Annotated in this window: 21 protein-coding genes and 1 tRNA gene; 14 read left to right on the top strand and 8 right to left on the bottom strand. The window is 63.2% G+C overall.

The window, feature by feature from the left end:
• The first annotated feature begins 18 nt into the window (after positions 1-18).
• Positions 19-1,689 carry an FMN-binding glutamate synthase family protein gene (locus ACZ5YA_RS32595; RefSeq protein WP_464091748.1) on the top strand — a complete coding sequence of 557 codons (1,671 nt, stop codon included), beginning with the start codon at positions 19-21 and terminating at the stop codon, positions 1,687-1,689.
• An 18-nt stretch (positions 1,690-1,707) separates the two neighbouring features.
• Here the strand turns inward: ACZ5YA_RS32595 and ACZ5YA_RS32590 are convergent, their stop codons facing one another.
• Both ACZ5YA_RS32590 and ACZ5YA_RS32585 read right to left on the bottom strand, forming a co-directional pair.
• Complete coding sequence (locus ACZ5YA_RS32590; RefSeq protein WP_464091747.1) at positions 1,708-3,111, bottom strand: phospholipase D-like domain-containing protein; 1,404 nt, start codon at positions 3,109-3,111, stop codon at positions 1,708-1,710.
• A gap of 68 nt (positions 3,112-3,179) precedes the next feature.
• Complete coding sequence (locus tag ACZ5YA_RS32585; protein WP_059378525.1) at positions 3,180-3,515, bottom strand: ElaB/YgaM/YqjD family protein; 336 nt, start codon at positions 3,513-3,515, stop codon at positions 3,180-3,182.
• Positions 3,516-3,938: 423 nt separating this feature from the next.
• On the opposite strand from ACZ5YA_RS32585, the gene egtD reads away from it, so the two are divergent.
• From egtD to ACZ5YA_RS32545, 8 genes are all read left to right on the top strand, one after another.
• Positions 3,939-4,916: an L-histidine N(alpha)-methyltransferase gene (egtD, locus tag ACZ5YA_RS32580; RefSeq protein ID WP_464091746.1), complete on the top strand. Its 978-nt coding sequence runs from the start codon at positions 3,939-3,941 to the stop codon at positions 4,914-4,916.
• 35 nt (positions 4,917-4,951) lie between these two features.
• Positions 4,952-6,268: an ergothioneine biosynthesis protein EgtB gene (egtB, locus tag ACZ5YA_RS32575; RefSeq protein WP_464091745.1), complete on the top strand. Its 1,317-nt coding sequence runs from the start codon at positions 4,952-4,954 to the stop codon at positions 6,266-6,268.
• A gap of 125 nt (positions 6,269-6,393) precedes the next feature.
• Positions 6,394-6,470 (top strand) — tRNA-Met (locus tag ACZ5YA_RS32570).
• Between the two features lie 140 nt (positions 6,471-6,610).
• Entirely contained in the window at positions 6,611-7,192 is a 582-nt protein-coding gene (locus tag ACZ5YA_RS32565) for a hypothetical protein (protein WP_280014733.1), read from the top strand.
• Positions 7,193-7,656: 464 nt separating this feature from the next.
• The gene (locus tag ACZ5YA_RS32560) at positions 7,657-8,088 is read left to right on the top strand and encodes a hypothetical protein (RefSeq protein WP_464091744.1); all 432 of its coding nucleotides are present in this window, start codon (positions 7,657-7,659) and stop codon (positions 8,086-8,088) included.
• A gap of 24 nt (positions 8,089-8,112) precedes the next feature.
• Positions 8,113-8,565, top strand: coding sequence for a helix-turn-helix domain-containing protein (locus tag ACZ5YA_RS32555; RefSeq protein ID WP_280014731.1), 453 nt, complete (start codon positions 8,113-8,115; stop codon positions 8,563-8,565).
• Positions 8,566-8,567: 2 nt separating this feature from the next.
• Positions 8,568-9,065, top strand: a complete 498-nt coding sequence (locus tag ACZ5YA_RS32550; RefSeq protein ID WP_280014730.1) for a hypothetical protein — start codon at positions 8,568-8,570, stop codon at positions 9,063-9,065.
• A 302-nt stretch (positions 9,066-9,367) separates the two neighbouring features.
• Positions 9,368-10,114: a hypothetical protein gene (locus ACZ5YA_RS32545; RefSeq protein WP_280014729.1), complete on the top strand. Its 747-nt coding sequence runs from the start codon at positions 9,368-9,370 to the stop codon at positions 10,112-10,114.
• Between the two features lie 8 nt (positions 10,115-10,122).
• Here ACZ5YA_RS32545 and lysC read toward each other — a convergent pair whose 3' ends face one another.
• Complete coding sequence (lysC, locus tag ACZ5YA_RS32540; RefSeq protein WP_464091743.1) at positions 10,123-10,365, bottom strand: Rz1-like lysis system protein LysC; 243 nt, start codon at positions 10,363-10,365, stop codon at positions 10,123-10,125.
• A gap of 128 nt (positions 10,366-10,493) precedes the next feature.
• Between lysC and ACZ5YA_RS32535 the strand changes: the two genes are divergently transcribed.
• The 3 genes from ACZ5YA_RS32535 (at position 10,494) to ACZ5YA_RS32525 (ending at position 12,153) form a co-directional block, all read left to right on the top strand.
• Complete coding sequence (locus ACZ5YA_RS32535) at positions 10,494-10,802, top strand: type II toxin-antitoxin system RelE/ParE family toxin (protein ID WP_347881381.1); 309 nt, start codon at positions 10,494-10,496, stop codon at positions 10,800-10,802.
• A gap of 77 nt (positions 10,803-10,879) precedes the next feature.
• Complete coding sequence (locus ACZ5YA_RS32530) at positions 10,880-11,170, top strand: addiction module antidote protein (protein WP_280014726.1); 291 nt, start codon at positions 10,880-10,882, stop codon at positions 11,168-11,170.
• A gap of 512 nt (positions 11,171-11,682) precedes the next feature.
• On the top strand, positions 11,683-12,153 hold the full coding sequence (locus tag ACZ5YA_RS32525; RefSeq protein ID WP_464091742.1) for a methyltransferase domain-containing protein: 471 nt from the start codon (positions 11,683-11,685) through the stop codon (positions 12,151-12,153).
• 28 nt (positions 12,154-12,181) lie between these two features.
• Here ACZ5YA_RS32525 and ACZ5YA_RS32520 read toward each other — a convergent pair whose 3' ends face one another.
• From ACZ5YA_RS32520 to ACZ5YA_RS32510, 3 genes are all read right to left on the bottom strand, one after another.
• Positions 12,182-13,090, bottom strand: a complete 909-nt coding sequence (locus tag ACZ5YA_RS32520) for a hypothetical protein (protein WP_464091741.1) — start codon at positions 13,088-13,090, stop codon at positions 12,182-12,184.
• Positions 13,091-13,277: 187 nt separating this feature from the next.
• Positions 13,278-13,469 (bottom strand): hypothetical protein, encoded by a 192-nt coding sequence (locus tag ACZ5YA_RS32515; protein WP_118932212.1) that lies wholly within the window; start codon positions 13,467-13,469, stop codon positions 13,278-13,280.
• 127 nt (positions 13,470-13,596) lie between these two features.
• Positions 13,597-13,845, bottom strand: coding sequence for a hypothetical protein (locus ACZ5YA_RS32510; protein WP_059378534.1), 249 nt, complete (start codon positions 13,843-13,845; stop codon positions 13,597-13,599).
• A gap of 262 nt (positions 13,846-14,107) precedes the next feature.
• Here ACZ5YA_RS32510 and ACZ5YA_RS32505 point away from each other — a divergent pair, with 262 nt between their 5' ends.
• Entirely contained in the window at positions 14,108-14,299 is a 192-nt protein-coding gene (locus ACZ5YA_RS32505; RefSeq protein WP_054451113.1) for a hypothetical protein, read from the top strand.
• 29 nt (positions 14,300-14,328) lie between these two features.
• On the opposite strand, the gene yddG is transcribed toward ACZ5YA_RS32505, so the two are convergent.
• The gene (yddG, locus tag ACZ5YA_RS32500) at positions 14,329-15,237 is read right to left on the bottom strand and encodes an aromatic amino acid DMT transporter YddG (protein ID WP_059378536.1); all 909 of its coding nucleotides are present in this window, start codon (positions 15,235-15,237) and stop codon (positions 14,329-14,331) included.
• A gap of 149 nt (positions 15,238-15,386) precedes the next feature.
• Between yddG and ACZ5YA_RS32495 the strand changes: the two genes are divergently transcribed.
• The gene (locus ACZ5YA_RS32495) at positions 15,387-15,659 is read left to right on the top strand and encodes a 6-phosphofructokinase (protein WP_251877164.1); all 273 of its coding nucleotides are present in this window, start codon (positions 15,387-15,389) and stop codon (positions 15,657-15,659) included.
• 11 nt (positions 15,660-15,670) lie between these two features.
• Here the strand turns inward: ACZ5YA_RS32495 and ACZ5YA_RS32490 are convergent, their stop codons facing one another.
• On the bottom strand, positions 15,671-17,245 hold the full coding sequence (locus ACZ5YA_RS32490) for a GGDEF domain-containing protein (protein WP_464091740.1): 1,575 nt from the start codon (positions 17,243-17,245) through the stop codon (positions 15,671-15,673).
• Positions 17,246-17,279: the final 34 nt, after the last annotated feature.

The following is a 17,279-nucleotide window of genomic DNA, read 5'->3' as shown; positions in this document are numbered from 1 at the left end:
CGAAATACGGAGATGGACATGAGCTGGATTTTCGGCCGCTACACGGCTTTTTTACTGACCCTGATCGGCGCCGCGGTTACCGCCGCCCTGGCCGCGACCAGCTCGCCCGGTTGGCTTTGGCTGGCCGTGCCGCTGACACTGCTGGCCGCGCTGGGCGTCTATGACCTGGCGCAGACCCGCCACGCCATCCGCCGCAACTATCCGGTCCTGGGCAATCTGCGCTTCCTGTTCGAATTCATCCGGCCCGAGATCCGCCAATACTTCCTGGAAGACGACACGCAGGCCGCGCCGTTCTCGCGCGCGCAGCGCTCCATCGTCTACCAGCGCGCCAAGCGCGAGATCGACAAGCGTCCCTTCGGCACCCAGGAAGACGTCTACGGCGACCGCTACGAATGGATCAACCATTCCATGTCGCCCTCGCAAATCCCCGACACCGACTTCCGCGTCACGGTGGGTGGCCCCGAGTGCAAGCAGCCCTACTCCATGTCCGCGTTCAACGTGTCGGCCATGAGCTTTGGCGCCTTGTCGGCCAATGCCATCCTGGCCCTGAACGAAGGCGCGCGCCAGGGCGACTTCGCGCACGACACCGGTGAAGGCGGCATCAGCCGCTACCACCGCCAGCCGGGCGGCAGCCTGGTCTGGAACATCGGCTCGGGCTACTTCGGTTGCCGCGACGAACACGGCGCGTTCTCCGAAGAGGCTTTCGTCAAGAATGCCTGTACGCCGCAGGTCAAGATGATCGAGATCAAGCTGTCGCAGGGCGCCAAGCCCGGCCATGGCGGCATCCTGCCCGCCGGCAAGGTGACGCCGGAGATCGCCGAAGCGCGTGGCGTCGTGGCCTGGCAGGACTGCAATTCGCCGGCCACCCATTCCGCCTTCGATACGCCCATCGGCCTGATGAAGTTCGTGGCGCGCCTGCGCGAACTGTCCGGCGGCAAGCCAGTGGGCTTCAAGTTCTGCATGGGCCACCCGTGGGAGTGGTTCGCCATCGTCAAGGCCATGCTGGAAACCGGCATCACGCCGGATTTCATCGTGGTGGACGGGGCCGAAGGCGGCACCGGCGCCGCGCCCGTGGAGTTCGTCGACCACGTCGGCACGCCGCTGCGCGAAGCGCTGCGCCTGGTCCACAACACGCTGATCGGCGTGAACCTGCGCGACCGCATCAAGCTGGGCGCATCCGGCAAGATCATCACCGCTTTCGACATGGCCCGCGTCATGGCCATGGGCGCGGACTGGTGCAACGCCGCGCGCGGCTTCATGTTCGCCATCGGCTGCATCCAGGCGCAAGCCTGCCACACCGGCAAATGCCCCACCGGCGTCACCACGCAGGACCCGCTGCGCCAGCGCGCGCTGGTGGTGCCGGACAAGGCGCAGCGCGTCGCCAACTTCCACCGCAACACGCTGCATGCGCTGGCGGAACTGCTGGCCGCGGCCGGCCTGACCCACCCCGGCCAACTGCGCCCGCACCATATCGCACGCCGCATCTCCTCCAGTGAAATCCGGCTGCTGTCGGCGCTGTTCCCGGAACTCGCGCCGGGCGAACTGCTGCGCGGCGAATTCCGCCATCAGGTATTCCGCGCGGGCTGGGCCATGGCCCAGGCCAGTTCGTTCCAGCCGACCCACGACATCACCACCGCATTGGCGCAAGAGCATGCCGCCCATGCCGCGCCGGCCGCCGCGCAAGTCTGATCCGGCTGCCGCCGGGCGCTACAGCCAGCGCTCGAACATGCGCGAGAAGAACTCCATCGAACGGTCACCCACGCCCCTGGCTTGCCAGGCCTCGGGCGTGATCCGCACCGAATCGGCGACGTCGCGCTGGAACAGCGCCTCCATTTCGGCCGCGAATTCAGGCCCCAGCACCACGGCATTGATTTCGTAGTTCAGCGCAAAGCTGCGCCAATCCAGGTTGCTGGACCCCACCGTGGACCACACGCCGTCCACCACCGCGGTCTTGGCATGCAAGAGCGCATCGCGCCGCTCGTAGATTTTCACGCCGGCCTTGAGCAGGTCCGTATAGTGCGAACGTCCCGCGTGGAACACTAGCGACGAGTCGCTGAAGCCGGGCAGCACCAGCGCCACGTCGACGCCACGCCGGGCCGCGTCCGTCAGGACTTCGATGAAGGCGGGATCCGGCACGAAGTACGCCATGGTGATATGGATGTATTCCTGTGCGCTTTCAAACGCCGACATCAGCGTCAGGTAGACGGTGTAGCCATCGCTGCGGTCCGGCTGATTGGCCAGTATCCGCACCGTCGTTGCACCCACGGGCGGCGCCACCTGCGAATTGCCCCCCTTGATCGGCTCCTCGGACTGGGACTCCCAACCCGCGCGGATGACCTGCTCCAGTTGGGCCACGGCAGGCCCTTCGATGCGCAGATGCGTGTCGCGCCAGGGCGCCGCCCGGGCGTCGGCGGCCGCAGGCGCGTCCGCCTTGCCTGCACTGCCTCCGCTACCCGATCCCGAGCTCGGGGAAGACTCGTAGACGCTGCTGACGTTGATGCCGCCCAGGTAGCCGACCTTGCCGTCCACGACCAGCACCTTGCGATGGTTGCGCTGGTTCGGCGACCAGCCCGCGCGGCCGCTCGCCGGGTTGATCGGATTGAAGATCGCCACCTGTACGCCCGCATCGCGCAGGCGCTGGAACAAGGCATCGGGCGTCTTGATCGTGCCGACCGCGTCGACCATCAAGGACACTTCGGCGCCGCGATTGCGCGCCGCGATCAGGGCTTCGGCAAAGCGCGAACCCTCGGCATCGTCATCGAAGATATAGGTTTCCATGTGCACGTACCGGCGAGCCTGCGCGATGGAATGCAGCATGGCGCGGTAGGTGCTGGGGCCGTCCGCCAGCAGCCGGACACGGTTGCCGGCGACCAGGGGCGCGCCGCTGACTGCTCGCTCGACGGCAAGGTGACGCGCGAGAAAGTCGCCCTTGGGAGTCCGCGGGTCCGCGGCGATGCCCTGCCCGCGGCGATAGCTGTCCGAGGCCGCGTCGGAAGACAGGCTGGCCTGCGATGCGCGCGCGCGGCGCTCCTGCGAATCAGGAACACTGGCGCAGGCCGCAAGCCAGACCGCACACGCCAGCGGCAGCAGCAACCGGTGTGCGCGGGCCATCCACGCCCGCCAATCCCGCCGCAGTCCCGACCGGCGCGCAGCCCCGGACGGCTTCATGGCGTCAGGGCTTAGCGGCGGCCGCCCGAGGCCAGGAGGCAGCCTAGCAAGGCGCCCACCAGCGCCGCCACGCCCACCGACTTCCAGGCATGTTCATGCACGTACTCGTCAGCATAGGCGGTTGCGCGGCGCGCGCGTTCCCGCGCCGCGCCCTCCCAATCGCCGGCGGACTCGCGCGCGTCGGCCAATTGGCGCCTCAGGCGCGCGCGCGCCGATTCGATCTCGGACCCCGTATACGACGCCGTCGAGCGCAACAGGTCTTCCGTGCCGGCGAGCAGCTCGTGGAAGCTGTCGCTGACGCGCTCACGGTGCAGGGCCATTTCGGCGCGTTGGTGCTTTCGGTTCATGGTCGCTCCTTTCTAGTTGTTGGGCCTCGCGGAGTCGGGCCGCCTGACGCAATGCAGCACGCTCAGTACCCGAAGCGCGCCGCGCATTGAAGAGTCCCATTGTGACCATCAACGGCCGCGGCCGCCAGAGCTTTGGCAACCAGCCGTAAACCGATATTTCAACGCAAGCAAAGGTATCGGCAGCGCGCGCCCCGCAGGCCGGCGCCGGAGCTTGCATGCCGTCTTTCAAATTCGTAAAAATCCATTGCATTCAGCGGCTTGGCGCTTGACACCGGCCCCGCCCTGACCGCCACAATAGACTTTTGCAATGCGCCAGAACCGCCTGGTCTGAGCCTCCCAACGCCGCGCCTCCCGACCGCCCGCCGCCCCATCCTGGGCGCACCCGCGGCGGGCCGTCTCGGCGACAGAAAAGGAACAGGACGCATGGTTTCGCCTTCCGCACTGTTTGCCCCCGCAGCGCCGAAATTCATCGCGCAAGCGCCGCAACCTCCCAGCGCCGAGCAGCTTGAACTGCACGAAGGCTTGCTGGCGCGCCACGCGCACATCGATCCCAAGTTCCTCTATGACGCGCTGGGCTCGGCGCTCTTTACCGCGATCACACAGCTCCCGGAGTATTACCCGACGCGCTGCGAGTCGGAGATCTTCCAGCGCCACGGCGCCGACATTGCGCGCCACGTCGGACCGGTGCTCTCCATGATCGACCTGGGCGCGGGCGATTGCGTCAAGGCCGAACGCCTGTTCCCCAGCCTGCGCCCGCGCCATTACGTGCCCATCGACATTTCGGCCGACTACCTGCAAGCCGCGGTGCGCCGCCTGCAGCTGTCCTACCCCGACCTGCAGATCACCGCCATCGGCCAGGATTTCACGCACGCGTTGGCCCTGCCCGCCAGCATTCCGGCCGAACAGCGGCTGTTCTTCTATCCCGGTTCCAGCATCGGCAATCTCAGCCCCGCGGACGCGCACGCCATGCTGCGGCGCATCCGCGAGCAATGCGTGGGCGGCGGCTTGCTGGTCGGGGTGGACCGCGTCAAGCCCAAGCAAGTGCTGGAGCCCGCCTACGACGACGCGCTGCACCTGACCGCGGCCTTCAACCTGAACCTGCTGCGGCACGTGAACAGCGTGCTGGACGCCGATTTCGACGTGGACGACTGGCGCCACGTGGCGCTGTTCAACAGCGCCGACTCGCGCATCGAAATGCATCTGGAAGCGCTGCGCGCGGTGCGCGTGGCGTGGCCGGGCGGCGCGCGCGCGTTCAGCGCCGGCGAACGCATCCACACTGAAAACTCCTACAAGTTCACTCCCCAAGCCTTCGCCGACCTGCTGCAGAGCGCCGGCTACCGCGACGTCGCGCACTGGTCGGATTCCCGCGGCTGGTTCTCAATTTTCAGCGCCCGCGCGTAAAGCGGGCCTGCCCTCAACGCCACTGGAGGATCGCCATGGAACCTGCGTGCCTGCTGACTCACCCTGCCACCGGACCTTACGCTGCCGGCCAGGCGGGCCAGCACGACCGCTACGACGCGGTGCGCTCCACTAGCACGGCCCTGGCCGCCCCGCTGAGTCCCGAGGATTGCCAGGTGCAATCCATGCCGGACTGCAGCCCGGTCAAATGGCATCTGGCCCACACCACCTGGTTCTTCGAGACCTTTCTGCTGACGCGCTTTCACCCGTCCTATGCGGTGTTCCATCCGCAGTACCGCATGCTGTTCAACTCCTACTACAACGCCGTCGGCGCCAAGCACCCGCGTCCGCGCCGCGGCCTGCTGTCGCGTCCCGCGCTGGCGGAAGTACAGCAGTACCGCCGGCATGTGGACGGCGCCATGCACGAGCTGATCTCGCGCCTGGGCGGCAACGACCCCGCCTTCGACGCTTTGCTGGAGCTGGGCCTGAATCACGAACAACAACACCAGGAGCTGATCCTGACCGACCTGAAGCACATGCTGTCGGCCAATCCGCTCAAGCCCGCCTACGTCGCGCCTGGCCCACCCGCGCTGCCACCTTCCACACCGGCCAGCTGGACCCGCTATGGCGGCGGCATCACCCGCATCGGCCATGACGGCAATGGCTTCGGTTTCGACAACGAGGGGCCAGCCCATGACGTGCTGCTGGCCCCGTTCCACCTGGCCGACCGGTTGGTGACCCAGCACGAATACCTGGCCTTCATCCGGGACGGCGGCTACAAGCGGCCCGAACTCTGGCTGTCGCTGGGCTGGGACATAGCCTGCGCCGAAGGCTGGCGCGCGCCGCTCTACTGGGAAGGACAGCGCGACGATTGGCGCATCTTCACGCTGCGCGGCATGCAGGAACTCGAACTGCAGGCGCCGGTCACGCACGTCAGCTATTTCGAGGCCGACGCCTACGCCCGCTGGGCGCGCGTGCGGCTGCCGCGCGAAGCCGAATGGGAACATGCCGCCCGCCAACAGCCCGAAGGCGCGCTGGCCGGGCGCGCCAACATGCTGGAGAACGGCCACCTGGACACGCGACCGGCGCCCGCGCGCAGCGGCACGGGCGGCCCCGTGCAACTATTCGGCGACGCCTGGGAATGGACCTCCAGCGCCTACGATGCCTACCCCGGCTTCAAGCCCGACAGCGGCGCGGTGGGCGAATACAACGGCAAATTCATGTGCAACCAGTACGTCTTGCGGGGCGGCTCCTGCGCCACCCCCAGGGACCACATCCGCCCCAGTTACCGCAATTTTTTCCCGCCCGAGGCCCGCTGGCAGTTCTCTGGCATCCGGCTGGCGCGGGACGCCTGAAGCCTTTCTTTGAAATTTGACCGAGGATCGCTTGCACGCGTCAAAAATTTCGTGCTAGAATTTCGTTCTTCGTTGATCACTGATTGCGATACAGATGTGACGCAAACCCAGAGGTTGATCGAAATGGCGCATTAGCTCAGCCGGTTAGAGCGACGGAATCATAATCCGCAGGTCCCCTGTTCGAATCAGGGATGCGCCACCAAAGAATTCAAAGGGCCTCCACGTAAGTGGGGGCTTTTTTCATTGCGGCGTTTTGGACGGAATATTAGACAGCGTCTAATATCCAGTAGGTCATACAGTACCACCCACGCGTGTTCGATTGATTGTTCGATGGGAGCTAGCTTGGAGAGCTTTCTGCAATGGCTGGCCTTGTCGCAACCAGCCGCCTGGGTTCAGGCCCTTGGTACGCCGATCATTGGCATAGCCGCGGTTTACGTTGCATACCAGAGCGCCGCCACGGCACGTAAAAAGCTCAAGTTCGACATGTTTGAAAAGCGTGTACGCGTCTACGAAGATGTGCGTGCTTTTTTTAAACTGACAGACACTGGGGCATTGACGTTGGCCGAAGCTCGGACGCTATCCGGGTCACTCGCACACGCGAAATTTCTATTCTCTGATCCTGCCATCGACGCATTTCTGAAAGAACTCTCAGAGAGAAGTCTCAAGCTGTTCTACACGGCTATGCCAAAGAGAGCAAGCGCATTTGGCGACATGCCGCAACCTATCACAATGGTCGATCCAGACCCTATACGCAAGTATCGACATCTGGTGATGAGCCAATATCAGCTATCCAAAGTGACAACGGCAGCGCCGCCGACAGTGGAGAAACACGAACGCGAGTGGTTTGATGCCGCCACATGGATAACCGATAACAAGGGGCGATGGGACAAGCTGACGTTGAGCTACCTCCGGCTCAATCATTGACAGCTTGCGTGACAGGCACCTTAGGAAGCCTGCCAGCGCCGAAGTAGGGCCGCTGCCCTTACACTGGCCCTTCCCTACGGGAGGGGCCATGTGCAGCCACTACCAGACACTGAAGGATGCAGAAAAGCAGCTGAAGCGGTTCCGTGCACCCGAGAGGCACAGGGGCGATTCTTGTACCACTCTTACTAGCGCACTGACCGATAAACTTCGGCGGCCCAAGTGAGCCCTCGCCGGCGAGCACCTGGGTACTACGCCCCAGCTCCCCTCACGGGTTGGGGCGTTTTCGTTTGCTCTGGCGCCAGGCTGCGGGATGACGCAGGCTGGGCAGAGGATCCGGTCGCAATGGTCGATACCCTGGTCGCCATCAACAGAAACGCTGGCGCCAGTTCGAAACAAAGTGTTAAAAAGACCCCACAGGCACATTGAAATGTGCACACCACGACTTTACTTATAGGTTAAGATCGATGCTGTTGAGTCCACTATGGGAGGACACTGAAGATGACAAAGCCCCTTGTTGGCGTCTCTATGCAATTGCTACAGAGGACTCTTCCCCAGTTGAAGACTCACTTGAGGCCTGGCTTGAGGATGAGCAGTACGAAGGCTACGCCTCTGGCCTGATCGATCTCATAGAGGCGATCGGGCATGCGGCTAATGGACCTGCAATTTTCAACGGGAATAGCAGCATCTGCCACGAAGCGATCGAAGGCGAAGGGATTTTTCGTCTACGAAAGGGCTGTCTACGCCTTTATTTCTTCTATGGCTTAGACAGAAAGGTGGTGCTTTGCCCATATGCCGAAGTCAAGCGAACCGATAAAGTCTCCAAAAGCACGCGCAAGCTCTTGCTTGATGCAGAGATGCCTACGCTGAAGCGCACGCCCAGAATGCGCTCAAGATAAAAGAAAACTAAACCGAGGATTGCCATGAGCAGATTTTCTCAACTCGTCAAGAAGGCCCGCGAGCGTGACTCGTACTGGGAAGCCTCCGCAAAACATGAGTTCGCAATGCAACTGCTGAACCTGCTTCAGAGCGAGAATCTCAGTCAAAGAGAATTCGCCGATCGCGCCGGCGTGAGCCAATCTCAAATTTCTCAAATTCTGGCTGGATCGACCAATCTTAGCCTGAAGTCTATGCTCAAGTATGCCTTGGCTCTGGATTGTGTCGTCAAGGTAGAGGTGGTGCCTCGCGCCGCCGCAGGCAAGATCGCTCGCAAGTCTCAAGAAGCCCAAGATGCCCGTGAATGGAAGAGCTTTTCGCGCTACCTGCACACGCAACCGCCCGCTCCTAAGAAGTTCTGGGAATTGAACCTGAACATTGAGCCAACCGAATGGTCCTACGCTGCCGGTGATCAGGCACGAGTTGCAGAGGCCGCGTAGCGATGCAATCTAGTCCTATCCAGACGCAATCCATTGTCTATGGCGAACTATCCATTGTCCCGTATATGCCTGAAGGAGACGAAAATTCAGATGCAGACGGATTCGATTGGGCGGGGGTCAAATTCGATATCGCGGTAAAATATGACGTCATGGAAAAGGATGGACGCCCCGCGTATCCCGTCTTTCTGCGCATAAGAGTGCCCAACAATGGTGACGGGAAGAAAGCTCCCTATGCAATCACCGCCGCAATCATGGGCGGGTTTATCTATTCCGGAGATAAATCTGAGGAAGACGCTTTAGATCTGGTTGTCGTGAACGGTCTTTCGATTCTCTACAGTTCGTTGCGTGAGATGATCCTAACCACGACATCTCGCATGATCAACGGCGCCCTGTATCTTCCTGGAGCTAATTTTATGGACCACGCTCCATCGCGTCGAAAGGCCGCGAAGAAGGCGCCGGCGAGAAAGGCGGTCAAAGCAACAAAATCCGCCGCGGAATAGCGCCCTCCCGCAACCAAAAAGCCACCTCCGGGTGGCTTTTATTTCGGCTATGCACCCACCGCCGGCCTAACGAGCGACATCTACGACGACCTGCTCGCGGGCCTAGCCAAGGAGCCACGAGTGCAGGGGAAAGACCAGATGACCATGGAACTGCTGGAGTCCCAGGGCAAGCTGCGCAAGGGGATGGCGCCGCGATGACTTTCATCATGCTTAGCGCAATTACTGGAATGGCAGATGGGGGGACATCCACTGTGACCGCAATCGCTATACTTTCAGTTCTGACATAACGAGCGTGTGACCTAATGGTACGGAAACAGCGGCGCCCACGCGCAAGTAACGATCGACGACTGGATGTTTGGCTGCTTCGATTCAGCCACATTGCGCAAGTCGGCCTCTTTGCCGTGACTCTCTGCACGATCTACTTCACCGTCATACCGCTCTATCGCAGCGCAGCGCTGGAAGAATCTGTTGCTCGCCAGCAGCTGGAACTATCAAGGCTAACCTCGCAAATCGACAAAGCCTATTTACAGTTGCGGGCCTACGCATTGTCCGAATTCGTCCAAGCTATTAGCGTCGAATGCGATCCACTGCTCAAGCACCTGATGAGCCCTGTCGACGATCCAGATGACAAAGTCACTGCCGAGAAATCATATTTTGCAATGAACGTGAAAGATTGCCTAATCGCGTCATTATCTGGATCTCCGGCACTTCTAGAGCTCCGCCCAAAAGACCGCGCAGCCGTCGAACTGGCAGTGCACAGCGCGGCCGATTCGGTTTCCGACGAGCAACAACGCGTCAAGTCCATTTACGAGAACTTCGACGATTGGGCCATTCGGAACCCCGATAAATTGCCCGACCCTGGGCAATTTAGACTTCGCATGCTCGCATTCCTAGACCAGAAATCTGCGCTTCCAGTTCAAGAATTAGAGAAAATGAAGCTACAGGCGCGCATCGACGCTGGCAAGTCTGACCTTTTCTCAAAAAGCGCCGACGACATCCGAAAACGGTTCCGCAGCCTTCTTACCCCGGGGTGGCCAAATGCAGACTAGCCCCAAGGTCAACGAGGCCAAGCCTCCACGATGGGCCGGTGCCGCGCCGCGCAATCGCCATACTGGACCACCATCGCAATATAACTGCGCGCGAAGTCGTCCCAGCTATCGCTTGTCACCTCGGGCACCGGCCGGCACGGCTGCACCAGGTTGGCGGGCAGCGTTGGCCAGGCGGCCAGCTTCATTGATGTGCTGCAGCCGGTCATCGTCAAGGCGGCAGCCAGCAGGCAGAGGACTCTGAACTTCGACACGGGTGTACCTCTCTGTGGGCTTGGCGTCGCGAAGCGCCACCCGGGCGCCTTCCAAGGTGTCCGAGATCCCCCCCAGGCGCGCGGTTTGGGCTTTGAACTCGGTAAGCTCGGCCAGCGCGTAGTCGGCTTTGGCCTTGGCTACGCCAGTCTGGTGCTGGCTGGCGCCATACAACGCACTCCGAGCGCGACGGCCACCACCAGGGCGGCGCCAATCAGGTATTCAAGCGCGCATCCAGCGCCTGGCCCACGGGAACCCCGGTGATTACCGAAATCTGAAGAAAGGCGTGTCCGAGCTGCGCATTGATATAGGCCCTGGCTATCGGGTCTATTACAAGGAGCGCGAGGACAACACGATCGTCATCGTGTTGGTCGGCGGTGACAAATCCAAGCAACAGCGTCATATTGACCTTGCCTACGAGTTGGCGGAGCAGTTGTAGATGTGGACGCGTTCGGCGGCAGGTTGACATTGCCGTCAAATATGTCCACTTGCGTAGCGCCATTGGAGCCATACACCATGAAACTGAACACACGTGAGTACGATGTCGCCGAGCGGCTGCGCACGCCAGAGGAAATGGCCCTCTACCTAGATGCTTGCATCGAGGAGAGCGACGGTGACGCCGCCTTCATTGCCAAGGCATTAGGCGACATCACGCACGCCAAAGGCATGACGCAGGTGGCCACGGATGCAGGCCTGTCGCGCGAGAGCCCCTATAAGGCGCTTTCGGGTGATCGAGCCCCCGGTTTCTCTACCATCCTGAAAGTATCGCGGGCATTGGGTCTGCGGCTGCACGCAACGCCCGCATGAATGGCTCGCCCCCCTCGGAAAGACAGGCGGTACCAAGCTGGCGTCGATCAGCGCCGCCCGAATCCGCCGGGTCGTTTTGACTCGCGCACGCGAAACCCCAACAGCAGGACACCCTGGCTTTTCTCAAGCGGAGCGCGTCATCAGGGCGAGCTGATTTCAGCGCCACCAAGAATCCAAAGCACGCTCACACAAATAGGCGCCCTTTTCGTTTGCGCATCGGAACTCTGCGCTCAGAAGCCCGGTCTCACGACGCGGCGCCACCACTGGCATGTGGACATGCCTTGGCCACTACCCTGCCATTGCACAGCCGCCACCCCGAGCAACCTCCCAGGAGCGATCAAATTCCCTTGCGCCGACTTATCCGTAGAGCAAAAAAGAGGCTATTTCATTGGTCGCCAGAACTGGCCGCACGTTGCGGTTTTGATTTCCGGCTGAAGGCGCCGAATCGCAGTTTCCTGGAACAGCAGATATTCGGCTACCTGAACCAATCGGCGGCCCAGGCCAGCAGCCCCATGCAGTGCCTGTTCGTCGGCATGCATGAATACACCTGGCACTACCCTCGCTTGCTGAAGATGGATTTCCATTCGCTGGACATGGATCCCGAACAAGCCGTCTACGGCCCAGCCGGCAGGCACACCATCGGAAGCGCAACCAACATGTCGGCCTTCTACCCCGAAGCCTCGTTCGACGTCGTGGTGGCCAATGGCTTGATCGGCTGGGGCCTCAACGAGCGAGCCGATTTCGAACGCCTGATGGAGCAATGCCATCGCGTGCTCAAGCCTGGCGGGCTTTTGATCCTGGGCTACAACGATACGCCCGAACACTCCCCCTTCGAGGTGGACATCGCATGGCGGAATCTGTTTGCCCCCATGACGCCGGCCATCCCGGGAGTCACGCAGGCGCGCCATGCCATGAACGACAGCTACGCGCACGTGTTCATCTTCGGCGAGAAGCGTCCGGATCCGGCGCGGGCCACTGCCTGACGGGAGCGGCCCGGCGCCTGCCTTCCAGTCAAGGCAGCCGCACCGCGTCGCGCCGCCGGCCGCCCCAGGTCGCCGCCAGACTGGCCACGAAGGCGCCGATCAGCATCGAGGCGAAGCCCCACAGCGCGAACGCGGCCGCGGCCTTGCGCGCCTGGTCTGCGGCCTCCTTGGCCTTTTGCCGGGCGTCGTCGGCGGCCTGCTTCATGTTCTGCACGGCCTGCTCGACGCGGCGCTGCGCCGCCGCCGGCTCCATGCCGGTCTGCGCCGCCACGACCTTCACGACATAGTCGCGGTCCTCGCCCGTCATCGAGCCGCGCGCCGCGCTCATCGCCATGATGCGGCCCACCTCCACTCTCGCGCCGTTACGGTCGGCGCCGGCATCGGGCCGCTCCGAGCGCAGCAAGGCGTCCGAGAAGTAGCCCTGCATCTGCGCCATTCCCTCGCTCCCGCCCGCGGCAGCGGCGGCCGTCGCAGCCGTGCCGGCCCCTGCCGCGACAGAAGCACCCGCCTTGGCCACGCCCGAAGCCAAGGTCGCGATGGAAGCGCCCAGCAACACCGCGCTTACGACCGCACTCAACGCCCACACCAGAAAGCCGTGCGCCGTGTCGCGGAAGTAAACCTCGTCCGAGTGCACGTCGACCCATTTGGTGCGCAGCCGCCCCGCGACGTAGCCGCCGATACCATAGGCGACGATCTGCGTGGCCAACATCCACACGATGAGGCCGATGCCTATCGCGGGCGCGGTCGCGCCCTCGCCGCTCCAGGGCGAAACCGAAAGAAAGCCCAGCCCGGTGCCGCCAGCAAACAACGCCAGCGAAAGGGCCGCGGCGATGACCGCCCCCGCGATCACCGCGGCCCAGGAGACGGCGGAGATGGCAGATTCCCTCGGCGGCACGCCGCCGGGATAGGGCTGGCTCAATGAAGTTGCGTTTTCCATGGATCTGTTCCTTGTTCACGGTTCATCGCGGCGGCGCGGATACGCGCTGCCGCGGCGGAAAGCCTCGCGGGTCAATGCCAGAAAAGCGCCAGCAGGATGATGATGGGAATGGGCACGCCCAATAGCCAAAGCAAGATGGAACGCATAAAGCCTCCTTGGATGATGTCCTGCGCGTTGCTCGCAACGCTCAGGCCAGGTCGATGGTGCCGGGCGCGCGCGGATTCGGCGGCGGCTGCACGGGATCGATGACGTCGGGATCGCTGCGTGGCCGCGTCGGATCGAGCGGCGGGTCGTCCGGCGGCGGATTATTGGGAAAGGCGGGATCGTCGGGCGCGGGCGGGTCGCCCCCACCGGGTTCGCGATGCATGGATTGGGACATGGCGTTCTCCTGAAGCGGCGCCTGGCGCGCCGCCCAGCCCCATCAGCAAACCGCATTCCCGGCTTGTGGCCCCTGAACGAAAAAAGCCCTCTTCGCGAGGGCTTTCATGCATGCGCAGCCAGCAGGGTCAGGATTTGCTCTTGCCGTCCCTGGCCGGTTCGGCGGCTTTCTGGCCGCCGCCGCCAAGAAATTCGACGACAGCAGCCTTGCCCGCGGCGGAGGCTTCGTCCTGGCTGGCATAACGCCTGGGCGAATAATTGGTGCTGCGCACATTGCCGGTTTCGGGATCGAACAAGGTGATGATCCAGGCGAATTCTCCCGGCATCAGTTGCCTGACTTGCAACGTGGCGCGCGTGCCTGGGCGCAGTTGCGGCATGGGACGGCCTTTAACGTGACTCGACGCCGCCATCGTAGCGCAAGACGCGCCGGCGCAAACCCGGCGCTGGCGACACGGCCATGAATGCTGCGACCGCACATGAATTCATGCTGCAGACCCCGCAGCAAAAACGCCACAAACCGCGCGTCGCGTCAGGAAAACCCTAGGGCCTGTTGCGCCAATACAGGCGCACAATCAATACAAACATCTAGACCGCTCAGCGGCAGCCGCATCCCTTTAATCAGGCGAGGACGGAGACAACATGACTTATGTAGCAGTGGTTATCAGCTGTTTGATGGTTGTGGGTATCGTCGCGTTGGTGATTCAAACGGTTCAAAGCGCAGGGTCCGAACCCTGGCTGAGAATCTCGGCGGCGATCACCAGTTCCTTGTTCGCTTCACTCTTGTTGATTCCGCTCGGATACGCGGTCGCGCAGACCGTGCTGATCGAATAATTCCATCATTGCAACGCATGCGCCTGGGGCTACGCGCCCCGGGCGGCTTTGCCGCGCGTTGCAGCCCAGCACAGCAGCGACCCGGCGGTCACCATGGCCACGCCCTGCCAGAATGATGCGTTCAGACGGGTCGACAGCCACACGGCAGCAAAGAACGTCGAAAACACCGGCGTGAAGTAGGAGGCCGTGGCCAGCAAGGTCAGGTTGCCTTTGAGTATCCCTACGTTCCACAGCGCGTAGCCCGCCGCCATGGCGCCGCCGGTCACCAGCAGCTCCAGCGTGGCGGGCCAGGAGAAGGCCAGCGCAGGCTCGGCGCCCGACAGGTACTTGATCCACAGGGCAAGCGCGGTCAGCATGAAGAACAAGGCAACGCCATTCTTGCCATCGGCGAATCGCGTCGTGACGTTGCAATAGACGGCCCAGATCACGGCGCCGCTGAAGGCCAGCCCATAACTGAGGGGATTGCTGGACACGTTGGCGAGGGTGCGCTCCCAGGAAAGCCCGCCGGATCCGCCCAGGACCCAGACGATGCCGGCAAGCGACAGCAGTATGCCGGGCACCACCCACGCGTTGGCGCGCTGGCCATTGATGAGCATGGCCAGAATCACGGTAAAGCAAGGCCAGAGATAGTTGACGATGCCCAGCTCGATCGCCTGGCCACGGTTGGCAGCGAATCCCAGGGAAAGCGACAGGCAGATCTCGTAGGCAACGAACAGCAGGCTGCCGACGATGAGATAGGAACGCGGAAAGGTCCGCAGCTTCGGAAAGCCCAGCAGCAGCACCAGGAACGCCGAACCCGCCGTGTAAATGAGCGCGGCGCCGCCGACCGGCCCGAAGCTTTCGCTGACACTGCGGATCAGGCCAACCACGGTGCCCCACAGCAGCACCGCCAGCAAGCCCAGTGAAGTCGCCGTGTTCCGGCTCAGGGAGAGTTGCATTACCGATTCCGATTGCCCGTCTTGGGGCGTCAAGCCGGGCAGTTTAGCGAAAACCCAAACGCCCCGCGGCGGCACTCCGCTATGCAATGAAGCCAGCGCCCCTATTCAGAATGCCCGCCAGAACAATGCAAAAAAGGAGCAAGCGTCGTATGACCATCTCCACACGCAGATTGAGCGACGTGCTGGCCAGCACGGAATCGGGCCGGCTCTACCGGATTGAGGTGTTCTTGCGGGCGGAAGAGCCGGGAGCGGCTGCGTTGCAGGCTGACGCGGCCCGGCCTAACGCGGCCCGGCCTGACGCGGCCCGCTACATACACCGCACCACCGAGGGGGAGCTGGTGTTGCCGCTGGACCGGAACCGGTACAGGCTGAAATCGGGCGAAGTCCTGACCGCCCTGGCGCCGCCGCTCTCCGACCTCTGAGGCTGGCGGAGTTACTGATCCGCCTCCACCCGCCGCTTGCCCTGGCCCTTGGCCTTGTAGAGCGCCCTGTCCGCGCGCTCCAGCAATTCGCGCACGGTGACGCCGGATTGCGGATACACGGCTATGCCCACGCTGGCGGATACGGCGACACTGACGTCGGGATACGGCAGGGACAGGTTTTCGACCAGCGCCTGCGCGACATGCCCGGCGTTTTCCTTGTCCGCGCCCAGCAGCAACACCGCGAATTCGTCGCCTCCAAGCCGCGCCGCCACGTCGGACACGCGGATCGCATCGGCCATGCGCTCCGCCGCTTCCTGCAGCACCGCATCGCCGGCCGCATGGCCATGCAGGTCGTTGACCGCCTTGAAGCCGTCCAGATCGATCGCCAGGATGGCGAAGGATTCGCCGCTGCGCTGCGCCACCGCCACCTCGCGCAGCACCAATTCGTTGAACAGCACGCGGTTGCACAGCCCGGTCAGCGGATCGTAGTGCGCCAGGTGCTGGGCATGCGTCAGCATGCGCGAGGCCTGCACCAGGGCGCCGCCCACTTCCGCAACCTCCTTGACGCGCGTGCCCGGCACCATCACCGCATGCCCTTTGCCCAGCGCCAGCGCCGGCGCGACCAGGCTCTGCACGGACGAGGTCAGGCGCTGGGCCAGCCGCAAGGCCAGCAGCAAGCCCAGCCCGAAGGCCAGCAAGGTGCCTAGGGCGATCCAGGCGATGGAGCGGTAGAGGTCCGTGGTCAGCAGGCTCATCGGCGCACCGGCGGCGACCGTCCAGCCAGATAACGACGAGCGGCTGAAGGCGGTGTAGACCGGCGTGCCTTCCTTGGTAATGGTTTCCAGCGAACCCTCGCTTTCCTGCTGCACCGCCCGCGCCAGTTCGGGAACGGCCTTCTGGCCCACGAATTTCGAGGTATCGCGCGTGCGCGCCAGTATCGTGCCTCTGTCGTCCAGCACGGCGGCCACCCAGCCGTCCGGCAAGGCGCGCCTGCCCAGCAGATTGCCAATGCGCTCAGGCAAGATGCCGACGTTCAGGCTGTAGGCGACCTCGCCGTTGCGCAGCACCGGCACGCCCAGCGCAATCAGCGGAGCTTGATTGACCCTGCTGGTGAACAGCCCCGTCAACACCGCAGTCCGTGTCTGGAAAACGTGGGCCAGCTCGGCGGAGGCACCCGTCGGCGGCAAGGCGTTGCCGAACGGAACAGACGTGTTGATCAATTGACGGCCATCCTTGTCGGTCAGGACATAGCTGTCGATGATCTGGAAACGCACGGACTCGCGCGCCCGCCTATGAAAACCGGCCAGGTCGCCGGCGACGAGATCCGGCGACGACGCCAGCATCTGCAAGCCAGCCTCGACGCCGGTGAGTTCGCGGTCGAGAATCGCGGTGAGATTGCGCGCCAGGAATATCGTGTCGCGGAAGATCCGCTCTTTCTGGATGACGTAGCTTTCGTAGACCGCCACGGACGCCATGACCAGCGCGGGCGTAATACAGGCGAACACAAGCGTGAGCAGGCCCGTGCGCATGGAATAACGGCGCGGCCGACGCGCCCGCGCGACGGCCAGGCTCTCGCCGTCAGCCACGGGAACCTCGCCTTGCGACGTCCGCAAACGTCGC

The organism is Achromobacter sp. JCM 18799, from assembly GCF_055395645.1.
Note: the sequence above shows the minus strand (reverse complement) of the source record. Positions and strands in the feature narration are given on the sequence as shown.

Coding starts and splice junctions, on each gene's coding strand:
- ACZ5YA_RS32585 (WP_059378525.1), bottom strand. CDS start 3,515: ATGAACCGAAAGCACCAACGCGCCGAAATGGCCCTGCACCGTGAGCGC.
- yddG (WP_059378536.1), bottom strand. CDS start 15,237: ATGCAACTCTCCCTGAGCCGGAACACGGCGACTTCACTGGGCTTGCTG.
- ACZ5YA_RS32510 (WP_059378534.1), bottom strand. CDS start 13,845: ATGCCGCAACTGCGCCCAGGCACGCGCGCCACGTTGCAAGTCAGGCAA.
- ACZ5YA_RS32495 (WP_251877164.1), top strand. CDS start 15,387: ATGACCATCTCCACACGCAGATTGAGCGACGTGCTGGCCAGCACGGAA.
- ACZ5YA_RS32560 (WP_464091744.1), top strand. CDS start 7,657: ATGCTGTTGAGTCCACTATGGGAGGACACTGAAGATGACAAAGCCCCT.
- ACZ5YA_RS32525 (WP_464091742.1), top strand. CDS start 11,683: ATGCAGTGCCTGTTCGTCGGCATGCATGAATACACCTGGCACTACCCT.
- ACZ5YA_RS32590 (WP_464091747.1), bottom strand. CDS start 3,111: ATGGCCCGCGCACACCGGTTGCTGCTGCCGCTGGCGTGTGCGGTCTGG.
- ACZ5YA_RS32520 (WP_464091741.1), bottom strand. CDS start 13,090: ATGGAAAACGCAACTTCATTGAGCCAGCCCTATCCCGGCGGCGTGCCG.
- ACZ5YA_RS32530 (WP_280014726.1), top strand. CDS start 10,880: ATGAAACTGAACACACGTGAGTACGATGTCGCCGAGCGGCTGCGCACG.
- ACZ5YA_RS32595 (WP_464091748.1), top strand. CDS start 19: ATGAGCTGGATTTTCGGCCGCTACACGGCTTTTTTACTGACCCTGATC.
- ACZ5YA_RS32505 (WP_054451113.1), top strand. CDS start 14,108: ATGACTTATGTAGCAGTGGTTATCAGCTGTTTGATGGTTGTGGGTATC.
- egtB (WP_464091745.1), top strand. CDS start 4,952: ATGGAACCTGCGTGCCTGCTGACTCACCCTGCCACCGGACCTTACGCT.
- egtD (WP_464091746.1), top strand. CDS start 3,939: ATGGTTTCGCCTTCCGCACTGTTTGCCCCCGCAGCGCCGAAATTCATC.
- ACZ5YA_RS32545 (WP_280014729.1), top strand. CDS start 9,368: ATGGTACGGAAACAGCGGCGCCCACGCGCAAGTAACGATCGACGACTG.
- ACZ5YA_RS32515 (WP_118932212.1), bottom strand. CDS start 13,469: ATGTCCCAATCCATGCATCGCGAACCCGGTGGGGGCGACCCGCCCGCG.
- ACZ5YA_RS32555 (WP_280014731.1), top strand. CDS start 8,113: ATGAGCAGATTTTCTCAACTCGTCAAGAAGGCCCGCGAGCGTGACTCG.
- ACZ5YA_RS32550 (WP_280014730.1), top strand. CDS start 8,568: ATGCAATCTAGTCCTATCCAGACGCAATCCATTGTCTATGGCGAACTA.